Annotated in this window: 20 protein-coding genes and 1 tRNA gene; 6 read left to right on the forward strand and 15 right to left on the reverse strand. The window is 54.9% G+C overall.

What is annotated here, in order from left to right; translation table 11 throughout:
- Positions 1–27 precede the first annotated feature (27 nt).
- The 3 genes from GNG29_RS00285 to GNG29_RS00295 all read right to left on the reverse strand — a co-directional run bounded on the left by GNG29_RS00285 (position 28) and on the right by GNG29_RS00295 (position 2,325).
- A complete protein-coding gene (locus GNG29_RS00285) occupies positions 28–987 on the reverse strand; it encodes a DUF523 and DUF1722 domain-containing protein (RefSeq protein WP_103177681.1) in 960 nt (319 codons plus the stop codon).
- A 102-nt stretch (positions 988–1,089) separates the two neighbouring features.
- A complete protein-coding gene (gene uraH / locus GNG29_RS00290; protein WP_114385495.1) occupies positions 1,090–1,500 on the reverse strand; it encodes a hydroxyisourate hydrolase in 411 nt (136 codons plus the stop codon).
- A 96-nt stretch (positions 1,501–1,596) separates the two neighbouring features.
- The gene (locus tag GNG29_RS00295) at positions 1,597–2,325 is read right to left on the reverse strand and encodes a MerR family transcriptional regulator (RefSeq protein WP_156653668.1); all 729 of its coding nucleotides are present in this window, start codon (positions 2,323–2,325) and stop codon (positions 1,597–1,599) included.
- 117 nt (positions 2,326–2,442) lie between these two features.
- Here GNG29_RS00295 and GNG29_RS00300 point away from each other — a divergent pair, with 117 nt between their 5' ends.
- Positions 2,443–2,967, forward strand: a complete 525-nt coding sequence (locus GNG29_RS00300) for a lipocalin family protein (protein ID WP_103177683.1) — start codon at positions 2,443–2,445, stop codon at positions 2,965–2,967.
- A 94-nt stretch (positions 2,968–3,061) separates the two neighbouring features.
- Here GNG29_RS00300 and GNG29_RS00305 read toward each other — a convergent pair whose 3' ends face one another.
- Positions 3,062–3,361, reverse strand: a complete 300-nt coding sequence (locus tag GNG29_RS00305; RefSeq protein WP_156653669.1) for a helix-turn-helix domain-containing protein — start codon at positions 3,359–3,361, stop codon at positions 3,062–3,064.
- On the reverse strand, positions 3,358–3,708 hold the full coding sequence (locus tag GNG29_RS00310) for a type II toxin-antitoxin system RelE/ParE family toxin (RefSeq protein ID WP_103177685.1): 351 nt from the start codon (positions 3,706–3,708) through the stop codon (positions 3,358–3,360). The genes GNG29_RS00305 and GNG29_RS00310 overlap by 4 nt, the downstream gene beginning before the upstream one ends.
- A 110-nt stretch (positions 3,709–3,818) precedes the next feature.
- Here GNG29_RS00310 and GNG29_RS00315 point away from each other — a divergent pair, with 110 nt between their 5' ends.
- Positions 3,819–4,256 carry an acetyltransferase gene (locus GNG29_RS00315; protein WP_156653670.1) on the forward strand — a complete coding sequence of 146 codons (438 nt, stop codon included), beginning with the start codon at positions 3,819–3,821 and terminating at the stop codon, positions 4,254–4,256.
- A 72-nt stretch (positions 4,257–4,328) separates the two neighbouring features.
- Here the strand turns inward: GNG29_RS00315 and GNG29_RS00320 are convergent, their stop codons facing one another.
- Both GNG29_RS00320 and GNG29_RS00325 read right to left on the reverse strand, forming a co-directional pair.
- Positions 4,329–4,940 (reverse strand): hypothetical protein, encoded by a 612-nt coding sequence (locus GNG29_RS00320; protein WP_231736573.1) that lies wholly within the window; start codon positions 4,938–4,940, stop codon positions 4,329–4,331.
- Positions 4,941–5,178: 238 nt separating this feature from the next.
- Complete coding sequence (locus GNG29_RS00325) at positions 5,179–5,466, reverse strand: SymE family type I addiction module toxin (protein ID WP_156653671.1); 288 nt, start codon at positions 5,464–5,466, stop codon at positions 5,179–5,181.
- A 128-nt stretch (positions 5,467–5,594) separates the two neighbouring features.
- Here GNG29_RS00325 and GNG29_RS00330 point away from each other — a divergent pair, with 128 nt between their 5' ends.
- Positions 5,595–5,771: a YlcI/YnfO family protein gene (locus tag GNG29_RS00330; RefSeq protein WP_156653672.1), complete on the forward strand. Its 177-nt coding sequence runs from the start codon at positions 5,595–5,597 to the stop codon at positions 5,769–5,771.
- Between the two features lie 44 nt (positions 5,772–5,815).
- Here the strand turns inward: GNG29_RS00330 and GNG29_RS00335 are convergent, their stop codons facing one another.
- The 3 genes from GNG29_RS00335 to GNG29_RS00345 form a co-directional block, all read right to left on the reverse strand.
- Entirely contained in the window at positions 5,816–6,508 is a 693-nt protein-coding gene (locus GNG29_RS00335) for a nucleotidyltransferase domain-containing protein (RefSeq protein ID WP_156653673.1), read from the reverse strand.
- Complete coding sequence (locus GNG29_RS00340; RefSeq protein WP_156653674.1) at positions 6,505–7,707, reverse strand: pentapeptide repeat-containing protein; 1,203 nt, start codon at positions 7,705–7,707, stop codon at positions 6,505–6,507. Before GNG29_RS00340 ends, GNG29_RS00335 begins: the two co-directional genes overlap by 4 nt.
- A 159-nt stretch (positions 7,708–7,866) precedes the next feature.
- Positions 7,867–7,961: transfer RNA gene (locus GNG29_RS00345), tRNA-Sec, on the reverse strand.
- 282 nt (positions 7,962–8,243) lie between these two features.
- Here GNG29_RS00345 and GNG29_RS00350 point away from each other — a divergent pair.
- Together GNG29_RS00350 and yicI are read left to right on the forward strand one after the other, a co-directional pair.
- On the forward strand, positions 8,244–9,638 hold the full coding sequence (locus tag GNG29_RS00350) for a glycoside-pentoside-hexuronide family transporter (RefSeq protein ID WP_156653675.1): 1,395 nt from the start codon (positions 8,244–8,246) through the stop codon (positions 9,636–9,638).
- Between the two features lie 12 nt (positions 9,639–9,650).
- Positions 9,651–11,969 (forward strand): alpha-xylosidase, encoded by a 2,319-nt coding sequence (yicI, locus tag GNG29_RS00355; protein WP_156653676.1) that lies wholly within the window; start codon positions 9,651–9,653, stop codon positions 11,967–11,969.
- A gap of 456 nt (positions 11,970–12,425) precedes the next feature.
- Here the strand turns inward: yicI and GNG29_RS00360 are convergent, their stop codons facing one another.
- Positions 12,426–14,126, reverse strand: coding sequence for an AsmA family protein (locus GNG29_RS00360; protein ID WP_156653677.1), 1,701 nt, complete (start codon positions 14,124–14,126; stop codon positions 12,426–12,428).
- Positions 14,127–14,245: 119 nt separating this feature from the next.
- Positions 14,246–15,637 carry an NCS2 family protein gene (locus tag GNG29_RS00365; RefSeq protein ID WP_103824300.1) on the reverse strand — a complete coding sequence of 464 codons (1,392 nt, stop codon included), beginning with the start codon at positions 15,635–15,637 and terminating at the stop codon, positions 14,246–14,248.
- 225 nt (positions 15,638–15,862) lie between these two features.
- Here GNG29_RS00365 and gltS point away from each other — a divergent pair, with 225 nt between their 5' ends.
- The gene (gene gltS / locus GNG29_RS00370) at positions 15,863–17,065 is read left to right on the forward strand and encodes a sodium/glutamate symporter (protein WP_156653678.1); all 1,203 of its coding nucleotides are present in this window, start codon (positions 15,863–15,865) and stop codon (positions 17,063–17,065) included.
- Here gltS and recG read toward each other — a convergent pair whose 3' ends face one another.
- Genes recG through spoT form a run of 3 tightly spaced genes read right to left on the reverse strand, consistent with a single transcriptional unit; the run spans position 17,066 to position 21,956 of the window.
- Positions 17,066–19,147, reverse strand: a complete 2,082-nt coding sequence (gene recG / locus GNG29_RS00375; RefSeq protein WP_103177694.1) for an ATP-dependent DNA helicase RecG — start codon at positions 19,145–19,147, stop codon at positions 17,066–17,068.
- A 3-nt stretch (positions 19,148–19,150) separates the two neighbouring features.
- Positions 19,151–19,840, reverse strand: a complete 690-nt coding sequence (gene trmH, locus GNG29_RS00380) for a tRNA (guanosine(18)-2'-O)-methyltransferase TrmH (RefSeq protein WP_103177695.1) — start codon at positions 19,838–19,840, stop codon at positions 19,151–19,153.
- A gap of 4 nt (positions 19,841–19,844) precedes the next feature.
- Positions 19,845–21,956, reverse strand: coding sequence for a bifunctional GTP diphosphokinase/guanosine-3',5'-bis pyrophosphate 3'-pyrophosphohydrolase (gene spoT, locus GNG29_RS00385; RefSeq protein WP_103177696.1), 2,112 nt, complete (start codon positions 21,954–21,956; stop codon positions 19,845–19,847).
- Positions 21,957–21,967 lie beyond the last annotated feature (11 nt).

Raw genomic sequence — 21,967 nt, forward strand, 5'->3', positions numbered from 1 at the left:
GTCAATGGGGCCTTCGCATTGTGAATTTCAGGCTACAGCGAGACGCAGACCTAAATCATCCGGGTAGGGATCAAAGTAGTTTTGCGTCATCAGGTACTGGTCAGGGTATTCCGCCAGATAGTGCTTCAGCAGCGTGAGCGGGGCGAGAATAGGCAGTAACCCGTCACGGTAATGCAGGATCACGTCGCGCAGTTCGCCGCGCTGGCGGCTGTTTAGCTGGTTACGGAAATAGCCCTGAATATGCATCAGGACGTTAGTGTGGTTTTTGCGCGAGGCGGGTTGCTTCAGGATCGCCATCAGCTTTTCGCGGTACGCCTCGAAGAAAGCGTTCAGATCTTCCCACTCGTGCAGCGAAGCGACGAACGGGCCAATCTCCCGGTAGCCTGCCTGATGATGGGCCAGCAGCTGGAGTTTGTAACGACTGTGGAAGTCCAGCAGCGCGCGGCGCGTCAGGCCATTGGCGCGCAGGGTGTTCAGTTCGTGAAGGGCAAAGACGCGCTCAACAAAATTCTCCCGCAGTACCGGATCGTGCAGGCGTCCATCCTCCTCCACCGGTAGCCATGGCCAGGTTTCAAGGAGCGCAGCGGTGAACAGCCCGACACCCTCCTTGCGGCCCCGGTTGCCGTTTTCATCATAAAGCCGCACGCGTTCCATGCCGCAGCTGGGGGATTTGGCACAGACGATAAAGCCAGCAAGATCGCCGATTTTTGGCAGATAACCCGCCGCAAAATCGGCCATCTTCTGCGTAACGTCTTCATGAGGCGCTTTGCTGAACCGCATCTGCGTCTCACCGCTGTCGGTCAGGACCAGGCGCAGCGCCGGACGAGGCGTCGGCAGACCAATAGCCATTTCCGGACAGACGGGCCTGAAGTTGACCCACTGGGCCAGCTCATCCATGACAAAGCCCATACGCTTATGACCGCCGTCGAAGCGAACGGCGGAACCGGTTAAACATCCGCTAATACCCAGTACAGGTTTCGTTGTCATGGTGTGTACCTCCAGAGCCTATATCTAAAAGTTACACAACTTGACTATTTTGTCCAAGTATTGGCGAAAATATTTTTTAATGTGTATAAATATCAACGATTTTTAGCTGCCCTTATAGGTCGAGTAACCGTACTGGCTGAGCAGCAGAGGGATGTGCAGCTTCTCGTTGGTGCGGGTCACGGTAAACAGCACCGGGATCTCGGGGAAGAATGACTGCAGCTTATTCGCCTGGAAGTACTCTGCGGTTTTAAACGTCACTTTATAGACGCCAGGTTGCATGTCCTGATCGTCTGGATAGAGCGACTTGATGCGGCCATCCTGGTCGGTTTTGCCGCTGGCAACAGGGGTCCATTTGTCCTGCTGCTGTTTTTCCAGCGTGACGCTGACGCCCGGCGGCGGCGTACCGGTTTGCTGGTCAAGAATATGCACGCTCAGCGTACCGACAGGGGCGCTAAAGGCGACAGGAGCAAAGGCCATAGAGGCCAGGATCAGCAGAGGGGCACTTTTTTTCATTGGGTTTTCCTGTGGAGTAGTAAGTCACAGGAAAACGTTAGCATTTGCCGCGCGGGAAAATATTCAACTTTTCGTGACAATTCCCGCAGGAGAAAATCATCGGAGGATAATCACCTCAAGGGAAACCTGCTGCTGCCACTGCTCAACCTGCCTTTTGCGCGCGGCATTGAGCTTACCGCTGGTGACCAACAGCCACTTGCGGTCCGGGAAGATCTCCGGTGCCAGTGCGGCAGGCGGAATGGGCAGGAGGGTGATTCGATGGCCCTGGCCGGTGCGCGCCAGAGCTTCAAGCCAGATTTCACACGGGTCGTTCAGGTGCCAGCCGCTGAGCAGAAGGTTGTCGCCCGGCGCTTTCTTATCGCCCTCAAGGCAAAACGAGGTATAGGCGATGATGATGCCGTCGAGGATCTCGCGCAGGGTCATGGCGGCGGGAACGTTCGCCGAGACCTGGCTACGCAGGGGGCGTAACACCTTCGCGACCAGCTCTGGCCGGGGGTACTCGCGGCCGGCATCGTAAATCATCTGGCGCAGGGATTCGATTTTGCCCGCCTGCAGACGGTCCAGCATGTTCTGTTGCAGCGTTTGCCAGTTATTGGTACGGCTCGGAGCAGGACGTTCCAGCAGCGGCTTCACCTGGCCAATCGGGACGCCTTTTTTCACCCAGTCGAGGATTTTCAGCGCCTGTTGGACATCCTCCTCGCTGTACTGGCGATGGCCGCCCTCCGTGCGCTGCGGCTTGAGTAAACCGTAGCGGCGCTGCCACGCCCGCAGGGTGGTGGCGGTGATCCCGCTGAGTCTGGCGAATTCGCCGATGGAGTAGGCCATGTCTGCGTCCGAAGGAAAGGATTAATCTCAATATACTACGAATATTTGCCTGCGGGATGAAGCACCACAGCGGTGCACTACACTTTACATCCAGACGCGCAAATGAAAGGAGCTCTCATGAAACTATGGCCTGTTGTGACCGGTGTCGCCATTGCGCTGACCCTGGTTGCCTGTAAATCCCCTACGCCGCCGAAAGGCGTGCAGCCGATAACCAACTTTGACGCCAGCCGCTATCTCGGCAAATGGTACGAAGTCGCCCGCCTGGAAAACCGCTTCGAACGTGGTCTGGAGCAGGTTACCGCCACCTACGGCAAGCGCAGCGACGGGCAGATCAGCGTTATCAACCGCGGATACGATCCGGTGAAACGCAAGTGGAACGAGAGCGAGGGGAGAGCCTCTTTCACCGGCGCGCCGACCACCGCCGCGCTGAAGGTCTCTTTCTTCGGCCCGTTCTACGGCGGGTATAACGTCATCAAGCTGGACGATAATTACCAGTACGCGCTGGTCAGCGGCCCGAACCGCGACTACCTGTGGCTTCTGTCGCGCACCCCGACCATTCCGGATGCGGTGAAAGAGGATTACCTCAATACCGCACGCAGCCTGGGCTTCCGGGTCGATCAGCTGGTATGGGTGAAGCAGTAAATATCGTGCTTACCGGGGCGGTAAAAGCGGACCCGCAGATGCCTCCCTCTCCTGTGGGGAGAGGGATAAAAAGGGCTGGCTCGCCAGGAATTGACTAAATGTGAAACGCCACGCGCTTTCCGGTCGGGAGTTCAACATCCAGGCTTAGTTTACCGCCCATCGCCTCGATATAGCGTTTTAGCGTGGTGATTTTTAGTTCATTGCCACGCTGCTCAAGTTGGGTGATAGCGGGCTGGCTGATGCCCATCACTTCCGCAACGTGTTTTTGCGATAGTTTCAGTTCCTCGCGCATCATTTGCAGGCCCGTTTCCAGAATCATTTCGTCGGCCATTTCTTTGATGCGTTTTTGGCTTTCAGGGGAACGCGAAGCGATCGCTTCATTCAAGGTTTTCAATTTCTTGTCTCCATTGCTGCCAGGTGAGCCGAAAATTCATCATCTGCAATACGAATGAGTCGTTCATAGAATTTTTTGTCATGACTTTTATCGCCTGCGCAAAGCACAATAGCCTGACGCACGGGATCGAAAGCAAAAAATGCACGAATCGGACGGCCATAATATTGAATACGTAATTCTTTCATATTGTTATGTCGCGAGCCTCTGACTGTATCGGCATAGGGACGTGGAAGGCGGGGTCCATAGGTTTGCAGGTTTATGAGAGCTGCAAATACCTTTTCCTGAACGCCTTGTTCTTGATCTTCCAGCCACGCTTCAAACACTTCTCCTAAGATTACCGTCCACATGTTGTCATCCTTGATAAGTTGTAGCTTATACTAGGGAATGTATAAGCTACAACTTATAAATGCACGTGCTGTTGCTTGATGTAGATTCGTTTTTCGACCATGCTCGCATCATGAAAATCGAATCCGCATTCCCCTCACAATTTGACCGTCTTGTCGCGATCTGGGAGTCTTCCGTTCGCGCCACTCACCACTTTTTGCAGGAGAGCGATATTGCGGCATTACGCCCGTTATTGCTCAACGCCTATTTACCGAATTTAAACGTCGTCATTGCCCGGGATGAAAACGGCGTTATTCATGGCTTTTTGGGCGTGGATGAGAACCGCATTGAAATGCTGTTTGTGGATGATGGGGGCCGGGGAAAAGGCGTCGGCACGCTGCTGCTGAGGCACGCCATTGAACACTTTGGCGCCAATGAAGTGGATGTGAATGAGCAGAACCCGCAGGGCGTAGGGTTTTATCGCCACAGAGGGTTTGAGCAGGTTGGCCGATCGGAGCGGGACGGGCAAGGGAATCCGTTTCCGCTGCTGCATATGCGCTATAAGGGTTAATTAAAGCGCGTACTACCCCTTCGCCCCTATGGGGGGAGGGGAAATAACCCCTTAACCCTTTCCTGAAGCCGATCAGTTACTCGTAATTTGCCCCACGATCACGCCACGCACTTTCTCACCGTCGAAGGAATAAGAGACGGTATTGCTTTGGGTAAATCCCTCCTGAACGGGGGTATCCTGATAGAAAAGAACAGCCTCCTTTTTTATAACCTCATTATTTCCAAATGACTGAGCGATATCCTGACGAGTGGTATCAAGCAAAGATATCTTCCCTATGGAAACGCGAATGGATTCTGGCGATGCCACACACTCTTTATGATTGCCGTCTTTAGCTATCGCAATAGCAGTGAGTAACCCCCTCCCCATTTCATTATCGGAAATAAACCAATAATTTATACCCTCTTTTGAATGCAGGCAGAGCCAGCGAGCAGAGCTGTCTGTCTGAATAGGTATGTCAGCAATATCCGTCAGGGAAGTCGTCTCCATCTGAATAGCTTTGGTGCCGATAGTAATGGTGGGAGAGATAGGCTGTTGTGATACAACTTCTTGGGAAGAGAGGTCATCCCGGTAATATTGCTCCGCAAAGCCTGTCATTTTGGCCGCGAAAGCGTGATGGCAGGCTGAAAGTAATATAAGAGTCAGGAACGATAAGCATTTAATTTTGACATTAGCTATTGTTTTCATGTCTGGCACTCATTCTGATTTGTATCGTCGTGAGTATACCGGGCTACTTACTAGCCGCTTGCCAGTCTTTGTTTATAAAATTCTGATTTTTGCCTGGTGATGGGTTTGAGATGAAGGTTACGGGCTGCGGCAGTTGTTCGGTTTTGCTGAACAACTGCATATCTGCTTTGGTTTCGCGTCTGCCGAACCTGTAAGCCTGACTTACAGGTTAAGTAACAATCAGGTGATCAGCCTGTGATTACACCATGGACAGCGCCCCTTCAATCCCTTTCAGCTTCTGCTGCGCCTGCTTTAATTCGGTGAGAAGTGCCTTCTCATGCGGGTTGTGCGACATCACAACGATGCAGCCATCCATGACTTTCACTGTGACTTTATCTCCGGTATCAAATCCCGCCGCACGCAGCCATTTGCCGGAAAGGATCAGATTTGGCGTACTGCGATCGAGACCTTGCGGGCGATATCCCACAATTAATGTACGCTCAGTTCCGGTTGCGGTAGTGTCTGGGGTAGAATGCGAATCAGCCATAATCAACTCCTTGATAGTTGGTGAGGTTAGACGCCCTTTAGTGCTCGAACACTACCGGGCGTTGCTTGAAATCTGAATCCATGTGGTAGGTACCACGTGGTGATAAACTAACCGAAATGGTACCTACCATGCAAGAGAAAAAGAAGCCAAATTTTGACCGCAAGAAAAGCACGATGAAGAACATCCGGTTCGAGGACGAGCTTTTGGAACAGATTGAGAAAGCTGCGGGGAAAGGGAATTTTAGTAAGTGGGTTAAAGAGGCTTGTACGAAAAGATTAGATGCCGAATTTTTCGACAAAAAATAATATCATCATAGACATTTAAAAAATGATGATATTAATTGCTGTATTTAATGGTAAAAAACAGGCGATGTGTTAATTATTGAAAATAGTGTTGAAGATACTATTCCTTTAGAATACAAAATCCCTTTCGATATTTGCCCTTTTAGTTCTTGATGTTCAATCAAAAAATCTTGAAGCATAAGCAATATTTTATCGTCCTTTTTATATCTTGATTTTGCGTCAATAAGAGAAATGGATTCTTTAGGCGAATAATTTCTTTTGAACGCAACATTCGCTAATTCATACTTTGAAAAAATAGGGTTCTTTTCATTGGCTGATAATGCGATTAATATGGTTCTTACACACCATGATATTCTTTTATTAGCAATTACCCAATTAGTTATGATATCCTTATGCCCAAGGATTTTCTCCGCTAGAAAATAAGCGACAACTGCATCCTCTAAATAAGATTCTTTATAAATAAAAGATTCTTTAAGTTGAGAAAAAAAAGCGTCGTTGAACAAGCATTTCCCTTCTTTTATGATATGAAGGAAAAACAAATTACCTTCACTTGCTAACTTCAATGATTCAGATGTTGAATACAAGGAGAAATTTACTTTCCCGACATCTTTGACAGTGTAATCTTTAGAGTCATTAATACCCAAAAGATCAAAATCTGAATGTATGTCAATATCTCCTCGGGCATGGCTTCCAAAGAGAATAAGGCACTTCAACGCATTTTGATTTTCTATTTCGATCATATTCTGGCCATGCTTATTTTATTAATTAATGTTGGGAGGCTTACGCCATACCAAGCTAAACCTAATAGCATATTAGATTGTACCAAAAATTGAGATAACAGGCTATCGCTAGGTGTTGAGTATTTTGTGTAACCCACTAAAAGAGTTACATCTAAACTTTTCATATAACTTTCAAATAGTAAGATAAAAAATCCTCTAAGATTAACTTGTGCATCCCACGATTGATAAGTGTATAAGATTGTATATGAAACTAAAATTAAGAAACCAAAACCTATACATCTTATAAAGCTGTTCCCCCAGCCATTAATAAAACCAAATGAGCTGAGAATAATTTTTTCAATGGGGAATAAAATGCAATGTAATTTGTTCCATGAAAGTTTAAAGTAACCTTTAGCTTTCTTCGTTAGCTTTTTTTTAGTTTTCATGGCAGTTCCGATTTGTTCGGAATCTAGCTTTATCTTCGACTCTTTTTCTTTTATTCTTAGTTTGAATAGTGTTTTAATTGCATCATAGTAAATATCATCGTCCCCTATGTTGGTGACTGATGTAATAATATTCCTACTTAGTTTTACAAGAGAGGAATACATGCGATATTCTTGATCGTAAATGTTTAGGTTTCTTTTGTCACAGTATTTTTGTGTTGCGTATATATATGCATTTTGAATAAAAGTAGAAGAAAGTATAGTGGTATCTTCGAAAACGGTTTTCCCACCAGATATAGAAACTTTCTTAAACTTACATTTTTCATTGAATGAACAACGGCTAAATTTAGCCAAAGCGAATGAAGTCTTCTTAAAAGTGCAATTTTCAAAGTTGACATCATTAAATACAGAATGGCCAAAGTATACCTTTCTAAACTCGCAGTTTTTGAAAGTTATTTTCTGATTGGTGTTATCTCCTAAAAAATCACACACATCAAAAACAGCATCTTCTATAATTAATCTTTTAGTATTTGGTATAGCTTGATTTTGTGCGCTCTCAGGAGAAGAAATGTGTATAACATAATGCTTTAGATGATCTCCATTATTGCGCATTTCATTAACAGCATCTAAATGCATTTTTTTAAATTTATCGAGGTTAATATTTTTATCATATATAACGTCCCAATAACATCTTTTCCTATGATCATCGGCTATTGGTGCATTTATAATTTCTTCAGAATCTTTTTTATCAATAGGGATTGGCTGCGCGTTATTCATTTTAATTATCTATAATCATTATGGGGAAAATAAAAGCATTAAATTATTTTATAGATGAGTACTACATTTAGAAAGAAAAAAATAGAGCTTTCTATAAAGATTATGTGTGGTTTTGACTGAAAGAGGTATGCGTCCAGTGAGATGGGGGCATTACAATTTTGGCGGAAGATCACAGGAGTCGAACCTGCCCAGGACCGCTGGCGGCCCCAACTGGATTTGAAGTCCAGCCACCTCACCGGAGATGACGATCTTCCGCGCCTCGATTGCTACATGGAGGCGGGGCGCATTATAGCTACTTTCAATCATTTACCCCATCTTTTCCCTCACTTATTTCACCCCTTTTTTGACCTGCGTTATCCCTCCAGCGTAAACCTTAAGAAAATCCTCAGCTTACATTTTCCGCCCCCGCACTTTTACCGCGATCACAAAAAACAAGAAACGTAAAAAAGTAACCAGAAAACGCAATACCTGCCCGTGGGTGAATGGTTTACAAAAAATGTAACCGGTCTCAGCGCCCTACGCGTGAAGGAAAAACAATGAAAAGCGAAGTCTTATCCGTCAAAGAGAAAATTGGTTACGGCATGGGTGACGCCGCAAGTCACATCATTTTCGACAACGTTATGCTCTACATGATGTTTTTCTATACCGATATCTTCGGTATCCCCGCCGGGTTTGTCGGCACCATGTTCCTGCTGGCGCGTGCGCTGGATGCTGTCTCCGACCCCTGCATGGGGCTGATAGCCGACCGCACCCGCAGCCGTTGGGGTAAGTTCCGCCCGTGGATACTGTTCGGGGCGATCCCGTTTGGTCTGGTCTGCGTGCTGGCCTATACCACGCCGGACCTCAGCCTGAACGGGAAAATGATCTACGCTGCTGTCACTTACACCCTGCTGACCGTGCTCTATACCGTGGTCAACATCCCGTACTGCGCCCTGGGTGGGGTGATCACCAACGACCCGACGCAGCGTATCTCCTTCCAGTCCTGGCGCTTTGTGCTGGCGACGGCGGGCGGCATGCTCTCCACGGTACTGATGATGCCGCTGGTGAATATGATTGGTGGCGAGAATAAAGCGCTCGGCTTCCAGGGCGGTATCGCGGTGCTGTCGGTGGTAGCGTTCCTGATGCTGGCGTTCTGCTTCTTCACCACCAAAGAGCGCATCCAGGTGCCACCGAGCACCACCTCCATGCGCGAAGATCTGCGCGACATCTGGAAGAACGACCAGTGGCGCATCGTCGGGCTGCTTACCATCCTCAACATTCTGGCGGTCTGCGTGCGCGGCGGGGCGATGATGTATTACGTCACCTGGATCATGGGCTCGCCAGAACTGTTCGTCGCCTTCCTTACCACCTACTGCGTCGGCAATCTCATTGGCTCCGCGCTGGCGAAACCGCTCACCGACTGGAAATGCAAAGTCAGCGTCTTCTGGTGGACCAATGCCCTGCTGGCGGTGGCGAGCGTGGCGATGTTCTTCGTGCCGATGCAGGCCAGCATCACCATGTTCGGCTTTATCTTCGTGATTGGCGTCCTGCACCAGTTGGTGACGCCGATCCAGTGGGTAATGATGTCCGACACCGTCGATTACGGCGAGTGGACCAACGGCAAACGCCTCACCGGCATCAGCTTTGCGGGCACGCTGTTCGTGCTCAAGCTGGGTCTGGCGCTGGGCGGGGCGTTAATCGGCTGGATGCTGGCTGGCGGCGGCTACGATGCCGCAGCCAAAAACCAGAACAGCGCCACCATCAGCATTATCATCGCCCTGTTTACCCTGGTACCCGCCGCTTGCTACCTGCTGAGCGCGGTGATTGCCAAACGCTACTACAGCCTGAAGACGCCATTCCTGGTCAAAATCATGAACGATCTGGCGCAGGGCGCGCGACGTAACGAGCAGGAATTTAACACCCTGCCGGTCAGCAAAGAATTGCAGAACTAAGAGGACGAAAGCATGAAAATCAGTGATGGAAACTGGCTAATTCAACCGGGTCTGAACGTGACCTATCCGGTTCAGGTATTCGATGTGGAGCAGCAGGGCAACGACCTGGTGGTCTATGTGGCGCCACGCGACGTGCGCGAGCGCACCTGGCAGCTCGACACCCTGATGTTCACCGTGCGCCTGTTTGCGCCGCAGGAGGGGATTGTCGGGGTGCGTATCGAGCACTTCCAGGGGGCGCTGAATAACGGCCCGCACTACCCGCTCAACGTCCTGAAAGACGTTAACGTGCAGATTGAAAACAACGCGGAGTTTGCTGAGCTGAAAAGCGGCAACATCAGCGTGCGCGTCACCAAAGGCGAGTTCTGGTCGCTGGATTTCTTCCGCAACGGACAACGCATCACCGGCAGCCAGTTGAAAAATAACGGCTACGTGCAGGACGGCAATACCGATCGCAACTACATGTTTGAGCGTCTGGATCTGGGCGTGGGTGAAACCGTCTATGGCCTGGGCGAGCGCTTTACCGCCCTGGTGCGCAACGGCCAGACGGTCGAAACCTGGAACCGCGACGGCGGCACCAGCACCGAGCAGTCGTACAAAAATATCCCGTTCTACCTCACCAACCGCGGCTACGGCGTGCTGGTGAATCACCCGGAAAACGTCTCCTTTGAAATCGGCTCCGAGAAGGTGTCGAAAGTGCAGTTTAGCGTCGAGGGTGAATATCTGGAGTACTTCGTCATCGACGGCCCGACGCCGAAAGAGGTGCTCAATCGCTATACGCAGTTCACCGGGCGTCCGGCGCTGCCGCCAGCGTGGTCGTTCGGGCTGTGGCTCACCACCTCGTTCACCACCAACTACGACGAAGCGACGGTGAACAGCTTTATCGACGGCATGGCGGAGCGCGACCTGCCCCTGCACGTCTTCCACTTCGACTGCTTCTGGATGAAGGCCTTCCAGTGGTGCGACTTTGAGTGGGACCCGGTTACCTTCCCGGACCCGGAAGGGATGATCCGCCGCCTGAAGGAGAAAGGGCTCAAGGTCTGCGTGTGGATCAACCCCTACATCGGGCAGAAATCCCCGGTATTTAAAGAACTGAAAGAGAAGGGCTATCTGCTGAAACGTCCGGATGGCTCCCTGTGGCAGTGGGATAAATGGCAGCCGGGGTTGGCGATCTACGACTTCACCAATCCGGAGGCTTGTGCCTGGTACGCCGACAAGCTGAAAGGCCTGGTGGATATCGGCGTCGACTGCTTTAAAACCGACTTTGGCGAGCGCATTCCGACCGACGTGCAGTGGTTCGACGGTTCCGATCCGCAGAAAATGCACAACCATTACGCCTACATCTATAACGAACTGGTGTGGAACGTGCTGAAAGAGACGGTGGGCGAGGAAGAGGCGGTGCTGTTTGCTCGCTCGGCCTCGGTGGGGGCGCAACAGTTCCCGGTTCACTGGGGCGGCGACTGCTACGCCAACTATGAATCGATGGCCGAAAGCCTGCGCGGCGGGCTGTCGATCGGGCTCTCCGGATTCGGGTTCTGGAGCCACGATATCGGCGGGTTCGAAAACACCGCCCCGGCGCACGTCTACAAACGCTGGTGCGCGTTCGGGCTGCTCTCCAGCCACAGCCGCCTGCATGGCAGCAAATCCTACCGGGTGCCGTGGGCGTATGATGACGAGTCCTGTGATGTGGTGCGCCACTTTACCCAGCTGAAATGCCGGATGATGCCGTACCTTTATCGTCAGGCGGCGCTGGCCCGCGAGTTCGGCACGCCGATGCTGCGGGCGATGATGCTCGAGTTCCCGGACGATCCGGCCTGCGACTTTCTCGACCGCCAGTATATGCTGGGCGATGCGGTGATGGTGGCGCCGGTATTCAGCGAGGCGGGCGACGTGCAGTTTTACCTGCCGGAAGGGCGCTGGACGCACCTGTGGCATAACGACGAATTGCAGGGCAGCCGCTGGCACAAACAGCAGCACGATTTCAAGAGCCTGCCGGTCTACGTGCGCGACAACACCCTGCTGGCGCTGGGTAACAACGACCAGAAACCGGACTACGCCTGGAACGAAGGCACCGCCTTCCAGCTGTTTAACCTGGCCGATGGCGCCACGGCGGTAAGCGAAGTTCCTGCGGCGAACGGTGCCGTGGCCTTTACCCTGACCGCGACGCGCAGCGGCGATACCGTCACCCTGAAAGGGAGCGGCGAAGCGCGGAACTGGACGGTCTGCCTGCGCAATGTGCCGCAGATTAGCGGCGTGAAAGGCGCATCTCACATCGGTAGCGAGTGGGGCGTGGTGGTGAAAGCCGAAGGGGATGAGGTGGTGGTTCACCTCTGAGTTGTCTGGAAAAGCCCGGCGGCGCGTTGCTTGCCGGGCCTACGGATCGCGCAGGCTGTGGGTTGTGTAGGCCGGGTAAGGCGAAGCCGCCACCCGGCAATGCAGCGCGCTCTGATGCCCGGCGGCGCTGCGCTTGCCGGGCCTACGGGTCGTGCATGCTGTGGGTTTTGTAGGCCGGGTAAGGCGAAGCCGCCACCCGGCAATGCAGTGCGGTCTGATGCCCGGCGGCGCGTTGCTTGCCGGGCCTACGGATCGCGCAGGCTGTAGGTTGTGTAGGCCGGGTAAGGCGAAGCCGTCACCCGGCAATGCAGTGCGGTCTGATGCCCGGTGGCGCTGCGCTTACCAAGCCTACGGATCGTGCAGGCTGTGGGTTTTGTAGGCCGGGTAAGGCGAAGCCGTCACCCGGCAATGCAGTGCGGTCTGATGCCCGGCGGCGCTACGCTTACCGGGCCCACATTATGGTGCGGGTGGTGGTGCCACCGTATTTACCGCCCCGCCCGTCATCGTCTGGGTCACCTGTTGCTTATCCATATTTACCGCATTCAGCCTGCCGTTGACCGTCGGTTTCAGCGGGGAATCTTTCTGCACATTGCCGCTGGCGGTGAGCTGAAGATTGCCGTCGCCGGACACCGGCTGCGCTGGCCAGCCCCACTGCTGGATAATGTTCAACGGCACGCCGCGCCCGGTCAGATTAACGGTAGTCTGGCGCACCGGGGTCTGCGACACGCTGGCCTTCGCTTCCAGAATGCCTTTCTCCGTGAAGGCGCTCAGGTCGCTGATGGAGATGGTCGAGGCGTTAGCCGAGAGCGACAGCGATGGACGGCGCACGTCCACGCGGTTAAAGGTGGCGGCCGCGCCGTTCAGGGTGGCGGTGCCTGACCAGACCCCCCACTCGCGATCTTTCGCCAGTTGCAGGTTGGTGCCATAGCCGTCGAGCGCGGTGATCTGCCACGGAAAGGCGGCGTCGACATCGATCACCAGGTTACGGCTCAGGCCAAATTTGCGCAGCGTGACGCTGTGCAGCCACTCCGGCAGGGTCGTCATCCACTGTGTTTTCCAGTTTTCCGGCAGGGTGTATTCCAGCCCGGCGACGGCGACATCATCCAGCACCAGGGCTTTACCGCTGCGCAACCAGTTGCCGGAGGTGCGTACCATCCCGCCTTCCCAGCGTGAGGTGAACTGGCGCAGGGCGATCCCCTGCGGGGAGAATTCAGCGTTCAGGATGGGATCGAACAGATGCAGTGAACCGTAGATAAACTCACTGGCGTTCATCGACAGGCGGCCATCCTCGCTCTGCCAGTCGCCCTGGCTGAGGGTCAGGTTGCGCAGGCTTAAATCAAGATCGGTCACCGCCCAGTCCAGCCCCTGCAGGCGGGCGTCGGTCACGTCGAGGCGGCCAATCTGCAACGACGGCAGGGTAGTGATGGGGGCAAAAAAGTCGGACAGGGATTTATCGCTCTGCAGGCGGATATCGTTCAGGCGCATATTGTCCACCTTCCAGCCGCCGTTAGCGTCGCGACGCGCGGTGCCGGTGAGCGAGCCCAGCGCCATATCCGCGCCGATGGTGGTCAGCACCACCTCTTTACCGTTCAGTTCACCTTCAATCAGCACGTTGCTGGCCGGGACGCCGTTCAGCGTCAGCGACCCGGCGCTGATCTGGATCTGCGCTTTTTTCCCCAGCACGTTGCCCGCTTCGGGGTCCCAGGGGCGCACGCCGCCGGTCACCTTCTGGGCGCTGAGATCCCATTCGGTATTCGGGCTGTTAAACGCCATGTTGTTCAGCAGCAGGCGATCGGCCTGGAAGGGGAGCGGAGCGGTCTGGGGCGAGAGGTTAAGCGTGCCGTCAAACAGGGTGATGGTATCCATGTGCAGCGGATCGGTGAGCTGGCGGCTGCTCACGCCGATATCCACCATCTTCGCGACCAGGGTCGCAGGTTGACCGTCGCGCCCGAAGGTGACGTTTTTCAGCACCAGGTGCGTGGGCGAAGAAAAGCGGTGATCCATCAGGTCGAAATTGAGTTCGTAGTCGGTGTTTACCGTGATCCAGCTGCTGACCTGCGCCGCGCCCCAGCGCGTTTGTACAAGGATATAGAGCGCGAGGATCACAATAAGCAGAACGGCCAGAATACCGACGAGAAGCTTTCCAATAAATTTCATGGTCTTCCATCACGTAAAACGAACATAAAGGAGTTATGCACGATTTATGCGCAATGCTCAAGGCGGGAATGGTGTAATTACGTGTCACGGCAGCAGTTGCCTGCTGCCGTAAAGGGAGATCAGTTCTTTTCTGGCGGGAAAATCAGGTTCAGGACGATAGCGGTGATCCCACCGGCGGCGATGCCGGAAGAGAGCAGGTTCTTCACCCAGTCCGGGGCAAACTGCAGGATCAGCGGCTGCTGAGAGACACCCAGACCCACCGCCAGCGACAGGGCGATGATCATGATAGCGCGGCGGTTCAGCGGCTCGCGGGAGACGATACGCACCCCCGATGCCGCGATGGTGCCAAACATCACCAGCGTTGCGCCGCCCAGGACCGGCTCAGGAATGTGCTGCACAAAGCCGCTCACCGCCGGGAACAGGCCCAGTAAAACCAGCATCAGCGCCACGACAAAGCCCACATAGCGGCTGGCAACGCCGGTCAGCTGGATCACGCCGTTGTTCTGGCCAAAGCAGGAGTTCGGGAAGGTGTTGAACACGGCAGAGACAAACGAGTTCAGACCGTTTGCCAGGACGCCGCCTTTCAGGCGCTTCATGTACAGCGGGCCAGAGACCGGCTGTTCAGAGACGTCAGAAGTCGCGGTAATGTCGCCGATGGTTTCCAGCGAGGTGATCATAAACACCAGCATCAGCGGCAGCAGCAGGCTCCAGTCAATGCCCAGGCCGTAGTAGAGCGGCGTCGGCACCATGATCAGCGGGCTGTCGGTTGGCGCGGCAGACTGCGGCAGCATGCCCATCGCCCAGGCGGCCAGGTAGCCAGCCGCCATGGCGATCACCAGCGAGGCGACGCGCAGGTACGGGTTACGCTGACGGTTAAGCAGAATAATGATTGCCAGCACAATGCCCGCCAGCAGCAGGTTTTTAGGTGCGCCGAAGGTGTGGTCGTTCATCGCCGCGTAGCCGCCGCCGATGGAGGTCAGACCCACCTGAATCAGCGACAGGCCGATAATCATCACCACTACGCCGGAGACCAGCGGGGTAATAATGCGGCGCGCCAGGTGCAGAACGCGGGAGATCACCATCTCGGTGCAGCTTGCCAGCATCAGGGTGCCGAACAGCGCCGCCATCATGGTAGGTACATCCGCGCCGCCGGTTTTCAGTGCCGTACCGCCCATGATCAGCGGGGCAACAAAGTTAAAGCTGGTACCCTGAATCGACAGCAGACCGGAGCCCACCGGCCCCCAGGCTTTAATCTGAATGATGGAGGCCACGCCCGAGGCAAACAGTGACATGCTGATAATGTGCTGGGTGTCCTGCGCCGGTAAACCGAGAGCCTGGCAGATCAGCAGAGCGGGGGTAATAACGGCCACAAACATCGCCAGCAGATGCTGACAGGCGGCAAACAAGGTCTGCGCCAGCGGCGGACGGTCTTCAAGACGGTAAATCAGTTCACTGTTTTGCGGCTGCGCAATCGGTTGCGCATCCTGCTGTTCAATGGCGTTAACGGACATCTGCTGCAAACCCCTGGAGGAAAAGCGGGCATTTTAGCCGAGTGGATGAGAAAAGCAAACGATTGCTAACAAAAAACGTTGATAAATTCACCCGTCCAGGACGGCTTTTTCTGTCCTGATGCGGCAAAGTTCATTACACTCCTGCTCCCGATTGCGCTTATAACACGCAAACGTTACAGGAAAACGCGCATGTTGATGGAGCACGTGCCTTAAAAGGAGCCCACTATGATTCATCTCGATACGTTGTCGACCCTCGTTGCGGCAACTCTCGTTTTACTGCTTGGCCGTAAACTGGTTCACAGCGTTCCCTTCCTCAGAAAATACACCATCCCGGAGCCCGTTGCGGGCGGATTGCTGGCCGCCATCGCGCTGCTGGTGCTGAAAAAAAGCATGGGCTGGGAAATCAACTTTGATATGACCTTAAAAGACCCGCTGATGCTGGCCTTTTTCGCCACTATCGGCCTGAACGCCAACCTCTCCAGCCTGCGGGCAGGCGGGAAGGTGCTTGGGGTGTTCTTAATTGTGGTGGTCGGTCTGCTGGTGATGCAGAACGCCATCGGCATCGGCATGGCGTCGCTGCTGGGGCTGGACCCACTGATGGGCCTGCTGGCCGGTTCGATTACCCTGTCGGGCGGTCACGGTACCGGCGCGGCCTGGAGCAAGCTGTTTGTTGAACGCTATGGCTTCCAGAATGCCACCGAAGTGGCAATGGCCTGCGCCACCTTCGGGCTGGTGTTGGGCGGCCTGATCGGCGGACCGGTCGCGCGCTTTCTGGTGAAGCGCTCCACCAACCCGAATGGCTGCCCGGACGATGAGTTGACGCCATCGGCATTTGAAAAGCCGGACGTCGGACGCATGATCACCTCCCTGGTGCTGATTGAAACCATCGCCCTGATCGCCATCTGCCTGACGGTGGGCAAGGTGATTGCGCAATTGCTGGCTGGCACCGTGCTGGAGCTGCCGGTCTTTGTCTGCGTATTGTTTGTGGGGGTGATCCTCAGCAACGGCCTGGCCCTGATGGGCTTTTATCGCGTCTTTGAGCGGGCGGTGTCGGTGTTGGGCAACGTCTGCCTGTCGCTGTTCCTGGCGATGGCGCTGATGAGCCTGAAGCTGTGGGAGCTGGCCTCGCTTGCGCTGCCAATGCTGGCGATCCTGATCGTGCAGGCCCTGTTTATGGCGCTGTACGCCATGTTCGTTACCTGGCGGATGATGGGTAAAAACTACGATGCGGCGGTGCTGGCGGCCGGCCATTGCGGCTTTGGTCTGGGGGCCACGCCGACGGCGATCGCCAACATGCAGGCCATTACCGAGCGTTTCGGTCCGTCGCATATGGCGTTTCTGGTGGTGCCGATGGTGGGGGCGTTCTTTATTGATATCGTCAACGCGATCGTGATTAAGCTCTATCTGATGCTGCCCATCTTCGGCTGATCAGGCGTTCGAGTAACGCCCGGTCTCTGGCATCCAGCGATCGATTAACGCTGCCGCCTGTTCGGGGTAGCGTTCATGAATATGGCGTGCCAGACGCTGAACTTCGGGGATCATGCCCTGATCGCGCATCAAATCTGCCACTTTAAACTCGGCGTTACCGGTCTGACGGGTGCCGAGCAACTCTCCCGGCCCACGGATCTCCAGATCCTGTTGCGCAATCACAAAGCCGTCATTGCTGTCGCGTAACACCTGCAAACGTTTTTGCGCTGTTTTCGACAGCGGGGCTTTATAGAGCAATACGCAGTGCGAGGCCACCGCGCCACGTCCGACGCGGCCACGCAGCTGGTGCAGCTGCGCCAGACCCAGACGTTCCGGGTTTTCGATGATCATCAGGCTGGCGTTAGGCACGTCCACCCCCACTTCAATCACCGTGGTGGCAATCAGCAGATGCAGTTCGCCCTGCTTGAAGGCCTGCATCACCGCCTGTTTTTCCGCAGGTTTCATCCGGCCATGCACCAGCCCGACGTTCAGCTCCGGCAGGGCCAGCTTTAACTCTTCCCACGTGGCTTCTGCCGCCTGCGCTTCCAGCAGATCGGACTCTTCAATCAGGGTACAGACCCAGTAGGCCTGACGCCCTTCCTGCAGGCAGGCGTTGCGCACGCGATCGATGATGTCGCTGCGGCGCGTATCCGGGATGGCGACAGTGGTTACCGGCGTACGGCCCGGGGGCAGCTCGTCGATAACGGAGGTGTCTAGATCGGCATAGGCGGTCATCGCCAGGGTACGGGGAATGGGCGTGGCGGTCATGATCAGCTGGTGCGGATGATAACCCTGCTGGAGACCTTTCTCCCACAGCGCCAGACGCTGATGCACACCAAAACGGTGCTGCTCATCAATGATCACCAGTGCCAGACCGTGGAACTGCACTTGCTCCTGGAAGATGGCATGGGTGCCGACAATCATCTGCACCTGACCGCTGGCAATGGCTTCCTGCTGCGCCTGTCGCGCTTTGCCTTTTTGCTTACCGGCAAGCCAGCCCACCTCCACGCCCAGCGGCGCAAACCAGGCGCGGAAATTGTTGGCGTGCTGCTCGGCCAGCAGTTCGGTAGGCGCCATCAGGGCGACCTGTCTGCCGTGGGCAATGGCGCGTAATGCGGCCAGGGCGGCCACCAGCGTTTTGCCCGAGCCTACGTCGCCCTGCACCAGGCGCATCATCGGCACGTCCAGCGCCATATCATGCTCGATCTCGGCGGTGACGCGGGCCTGCGCCCCGGTGGGTTTAAACGGCAGCGAGGCCAGAAGCCTCTCTTTTAATTCATTACGGGCCGGGAGCGGCAGGGCGTGAAAACGCTGTGCCCCGGCGCGCAGCGCCAGCATGCTCAGGTTGTGCGCCAGTAGCTCTTCGAGAATAAGACGTCGCTGCGCCGGGTGTTGCCCGCTCTCTAAATCGCTCAACAGCAGTGAGGGCGGCGGGCGATGGAGAGTACGCAACGCATCCGGCAGGCTCATCATCCCCTGCGCCAGCTCCGGCGGCAGAAGTTCGGCAATGGCACAGGTGTCCAGCAGCTCCAGCGCCTGATCGGTCAGCTTGCGCAGCGTCGCCTGCTTAACGCCTTCGGTGGTCGGGTAGACCGGCGTCAGCGTCTCCTGCATCTCCGGCGTGCTGAGATCGCCCTGCACGCGGTACTCCGGGTGGATCATCTCCGCGCCATATTTCCCGCGTTTGGCTTCGCCATAGGCCAGCACCCGTCGTCCAGTGGCGAGGCTGTTTTTCATTGCCGCATTGAAGTTAAAAAAGCGCATCGTCAGGATGCCGGAGCCGTCGCTGATCTGGCAGGTCATCATCCGGCGACCGCCGAAGGTGATGTTGCAGTTCAGGACTTCGCCTTCAACGGTGGCGTAAATGCCAGGCAGGAGTTCACCAATCTGATAAAGCTGAGTGCGGTCTTCGTAACGCAGGGGGAGGTGCAGGAGGAGATCCTGCACGGTATGCAGGCCAATTTTCGCCAGTTTGCTGCTCTGGGCTGCGCCAACACCCGTCAGGGAATTGAGCGGCACAGCATCCAGCAGACGGCCCTGCATAATTTACTTCGCCGCCTGCATCGTCGCCCACCACGTCGCATCGGCTTCAATCTCGCCCTGCAGATTCACGTGGGGGTACGGTAATTTTTTCTGCTTCGCCACTCTGGCCAGCACCGGATAACCGCCTTCAAACAGCAGGCGCTGCTGCTCATCGTCCGGCAGCATGCTGTTCTCGCGTTTGTACATCCCGGCATTTTGCCGCTGACGCTGGGCTTCATACAGAATGAGGGCGGAGGCCACGGAGACGTTCAGCGACTGCACCATGCCGATCATCGGAATGATGATGTCCTGATCCGCCAGATCTAAGGCTTCCTGAGTGATCCCCGTCTTCTCCTGACCCATCAGAATGCAGGTCGGGCGGGTGTAATCAATTTCACGGAAATCGACGGCTTTGTCGGAAAGGTGGGTCGCCAGAATCTGCATGCCTCGCCCTTTCAGATGCGAAATGGCTTCGCCAATAGTGTTGTGGGCTTTGACCTGTACCCAGCTGTTGCTGCCTGCGGCAGCCGAGGCCATAGGACGCATCCGCGTCCCCTTCCAGACGGCGTGCACTTCATGCACGCCGACGGCATCAGCGGTACGGACGATAGCAGCAACGTTATGAGGTTTATGCACCTGCTCCATGCACACCGTCAGATCGGGCTGACGCCTGGCGAGCATTTCGCAGATCCGGGCATAACGCGTTGAATTCATAAAACTAGTTTCGGTTACGGGTGACTTTAATGACGTCAGCCATCACGCGGATTTTACGCATGATATTCGCCAGATGCACACGGTCCCGCGCGGTCAGACGAATAAAGGCGCTGTAGACCCGGCCATCCTTCTCTTCGGTATTCAGGCTATGAATATTGGAAGAGGCGGTATTGATCGCCGCGGTCAGGTTCGCCAGCGCGCCCTGGTGGTTGAACATATCTACCTTGATCTCGGTGATAAATTCCTGCTCGGTCTCTTTATCCCACTCGACCGCCATAAACTTCTCTGGCTCTTTCTGATAGCCGCGGATGTTACGACAGGATTCGTGATGGATAACCAGACCTTTACCCGGGCTGACGTGGGCGATAATTGGATCGCCAGGGATAGGGCGGCAGCACTTGGCAAAGGTGATCAGTACGCCGTCGGCGCCCTTGATCGGCAGGTGCCCATGGCTGGTTGATGACGGCTGCGGCACAGAGGTTTCGCCCTGCTGCAGGTTCTTCGCCACCACCACGCTCATCGCGTTGCCAAGACCGATCTCTGCCAGCAGGTCATCAAGCGAGGCGAGCTTCATACGCTCCAGCTCGTGCTGAATGCTCTCTTTCGGGATTTCAGCCAGCTTGCGGCTGCCACCCAACGCGTGGTTGAGCAGACGGCGACCCAGGCTGACGGAGTCATCGCGTTTGAGGTTCTTCAGCAGCTGACGGATCTTGGCGCGCGCTTTCGAGCTTACGACGAAGTTGAGCCACGCCGCGTTCGGACGCGCGCCTGGGGCAGTAATGATTTCCACCGTCTGGCCGCTGGTCAATGGCTGTGACAGCGGGTAAGGCTGCCTGTCGACACGTGCCCCCACGCAGGCATGACCGATATCGGTATGCACGGCGTAGGCGAAGTCGACCGGCGTGGCACCAGCAGGCAGCTCGACAATGCGCCCTTCTGGTGTGAAAACGTAAATCTCATCCGGGAAGAGATCGGATTTAACGCTCTCGATAAATTCAAACGAGCTACCGGCGCTCTGCTGCAGCTCCAGCAGGCTCTGCATCCAGCGCTGGGCGCGGATTTGCGCGGTAGTGCTGGTTTCGCCGTGCTCTTTGTAGGCCCAGTGCGCGGCAACACCCATCTCCGCCATCTGATCCATATCTTCGGTACGAATTTGCACCTCAACCGGCACGCCGTGCGGGCCAATCATCGAGGTGTGCAGAGACTGATATCCGTTCGCTTTTGGAATGGCGATATAGTCTTTCATTCGGCCCGGACGCGGCTTGTAGAGGCTGTGCATCTGACCGAGCACGCGATAACAGGTGTCGGCGTCATGAACGATCACGCGGAAGGCGTAGATATCCATGATCGAGTGAAAACGCTGCTCTTTAAGCACCATTTTGCAGTAGATGGAGTACAAATGCTTTTCGCGACCGCTGACGCGACAGGGAATACCGGCTTCCTGCAAACGCCCTTCGATTTCCGAGAGGATCTTCTGAATCATCTCCTTACGGTTGCCACGCGCGGCTTTCACCACCTCTTTGATCACACGGAAGCGGTTCGGGTACAACGCTTCAAAACCCAGCTCTTCCAGCTCGGTTTTAATGTGATGAATACCTAAACGGTGCGCCAGTGGGCTGTAGATTTCGAGGGTTTCACGGGCAATACGGCGACGTTTGTCCGGGCGAAGCGAGCCCAGCGTGCGCATATTGTGGGTACGGTCGGCAAGTTTGATCAGAATGACGCGGATATCCTGCACCATCGCCATGATCATCTTGCGAAAGTTTTCGGCCTGCGCCTCTTTCTTGTCGCGGAAATTCAGCTTGTCAAGCTTAGAGACCCCTTCCACCAGTTCGGCAACGCTTTTGCCAAACAGCTGTTCCATATCCTGGTAGGTGGCAGGGGTGTCTTCGATCACGTCATGCAGCAGGGCGGCCATCAGTGTTTCATAGTCGAGTTTCATCTCGGCCAGAATACAGGCCACCGCTACCGGGTGCGTGATATAGGGTTCACCGCTTGAACGTGTCTGACCCTCGTGAGCGTCACGTGCAACGAGATACGCCTGCTGGAGACGTTTAATCTGATCTACCGGCAGGTAGGTTTGAATCAGTTGATTCAGGCTTTCAAACAGATACAAGGGCGACCCGC

Origin of the sequence: Leclercia sp. Colony189, from assembly GCF_009740165.1 — a bacterium.
Taxonomy (GTDB): domain Bacteria; phylum Pseudomonadota; class Gammaproteobacteria; order Enterobacterales; family Enterobacteriaceae; genus Enterobacter.

Coding starts and splice junctions, on each gene's coding strand:
- GNG29_RS00285 (WP_103177681.1), bottom strand. CDS start 987: ATGACAACGAAACCTGTACTGGGTATTAGCGGATGTTTAACCGGTTCC.
- uraH (WP_114385495.1), bottom strand. CDS start 1,500: ATGAAAAAAAGTGCCCCTCTGCTGATCCTGGCCTCTATGGCCTTTGCT.
- GNG29_RS00295 (WP_156653668.1), bottom strand. CDS start 2,325: ATGGCCTACTCCATCGGCGAATTCGCCAGACTCAGCGGGATCACCGCC.
- GNG29_RS00300 (WP_103177683.1), top strand. CDS start 2,443: ATGAAACTATGGCCTGTTGTGACCGGTGTCGCCATTGCGCTGACCCTG.
- GNG29_RS00310 (WP_103177685.1), bottom strand. CDS start 3,708: ATGTGGACGGTAATCTTAGGAGAAGTGTTTGAAGCGTGGCTGGAAGAT.
- GNG29_RS00315 (WP_156653670.1), top strand. CDS start 3,819: ATGAAAATCGAATCCGCATTCCCCTCACAATTTGACCGTCTTGTCGCG.
- GNG29_RS00320 (WP_231736573.1), bottom strand. CDS start 4,940: ATGAAAACAATAGCTAATGTCAAAATTAAATGCTTATCGTTCCTGACT.
- GNG29_RS00325 (WP_156653671.1), bottom strand. CDS start 5,466: ATGGCTGATTCGCATTCTACCCCAGACACTACCGCAACCGGAACTGAG.
- GNG29_RS00330 (WP_156653672.1), top strand. CDS start 5,595: ATGCAAGAGAAAAAGAAGCCAAATTTTGACCGCAAGAAAAGCACGATG.
- GNG29_RS00335 (WP_156653673.1), bottom strand. CDS start 6,508: ATGATCGAAATAGAAAATCAAAATGCGTTGAAGTGCCTTATTCTCTTT.
- GNG29_RS00340 (WP_156653674.1), bottom strand. CDS start 7,707: ATGAATAACGCGCAGCCAATCCCTATTGATAAAAAAGATTCTGAAGAA.
- GNG29_RS00350 (WP_156653675.1), top strand. CDS start 8,244: ATGAAAAGCGAAGTCTTATCCGTCAAAGAGAAAATTGGTTACGGCATG.
- yicI (WP_156653676.1), top strand. CDS start 9,651: ATGAAAATCAGTGATGGAAACTGGCTAATTCAACCGGGTCTGAACGTG.
- GNG29_RS00360 (WP_156653677.1), bottom strand. CDS start 14,126: ATGAAATTTATTGGAAAGCTTCTCGTCGGTATTCTGGCCGTTCTGCTT.
- GNG29_RS00365 (WP_103824300.1), bottom strand. CDS start 15,637: ATGTCCGTTAACGCCATTGAACAGCAGGATGCGCAACCGATTGCGCAG.
- gltS (WP_156653678.1), top strand. CDS start 15,863: ATGATTCATCTCGATACGTTGTCGACCCTCGTTGCGGCAACTCTCGTT.
- recG (WP_103177694.1), bottom strand. CDS start 19,147: ATGCAGGGCCGTCTGCTGGATGCTGTGCCGCTCAATTCCCTGACGGGT.
- trmH (WP_103177695.1), bottom strand. CDS start 19,840: ATGAATTCAACGCGTTATGCCCGGATCTGCGAAATGCTCGCCAGGCGT.